Source organism: Stenotrophomonas sp. AGC87, from assembly GCF_057333975.1.
In genome coordinates this window covers 16,102-16,973 of the sequence record NZ_JBHFHW010000035.1, presented here as the reverse complement: position 1 = coordinate 16,973, position 872 = coordinate 16,102, and the positions used below count along the sequence as shown (strand labels likewise).

Sequence of the window (872 nt, the reverse complement as noted above, 5' to 3'; positions counted from 1 at the left end):
CCCCCCCTACCGCGTCACTGACGAACGAGCGCGTCAGGTAGCAACCGACCGTGGGTCGGCCCTTACGCCACGATCAACCCGAACGCTGCCAAGGCGGCCGCTGCCTGGCGCTGTGAAATCACTGCCTTCTTGAACAGCTTGGCATCCATCACGTTGAGCCCGCTGATGTCGGTGCCGCGCAGGTCGGCGCCTTCAAACCGCGTCAGCCGCGTCTGTGCATTGCGCAGGCTGCCGCCGTTGAAGACCGCATCGCGGAAATCGCAGCCGGACAGCTCGGCTTCGGAGAAATCCATGCCCTCCAGCTGCGCCTTGCGGAACGACATCCCGCGCAGGTCCGCACTGACCAGCAGGCAATCGCGGAATTCCAGCGCCCAGCCAGTCACTTCCTGCAGGTGCGCGCCGGTCAGCTTGCAGTCCTGGAACTGCACCGAGGACAGTGTCGCGCGGCGCCAGTGGCTGTTGTTGAGATCGCAGTGCGAGAAGCGTGCATCGCTGAGCAGGGCTGAACTGAAATCGCACTGACTGCCGCGGCACTTCGTCCACTGGCTTTCTTCCAACGAGGCCGCCAACCAGCTCGTGCCGGTGACCGAGCACTGGTTGAACTGGAACCCATCCATGTCCAGCCGCGAGAAGTCACCGTGATCGAACGTGCAGCTCTCGAAGACGGCCGCCCGCGGATGCGCGGCGATGATGGCCTGCATGCGCTCGCGGGTGAGGGTTTCATCGCGGAAGGTGACAGTGTTCATGCGTCCATTCTGGGCGATGTTCCGGACCATAGGCAGACTTGAAGCGTGTTGCCGAATGTGTACAGAACGGAGCGACGCCAATGCCCGGTAGTGGGGGGGGGGGGGGGGGGGGGGGGGGGGGGGGGG

General features: G+C 64.8%; 1 protein-coding gene. It reads right to left on the bottom strand.

Features of this window, described 5'->3' with window-relative positions; translation table 11 throughout:
• Window positions 1–62: 62 nt before the first annotated feature.
• On the bottom strand, window positions 63–746 hold the full coding sequence (locus ACE026_RS14340) for a pentapeptide repeat-containing protein (protein ID WP_486039498.1): 684 nt from the start codon (window positions 744–746) through the stop codon (window positions 63–65).
• Window positions 747–872: the final 126 nt, after the last annotated feature.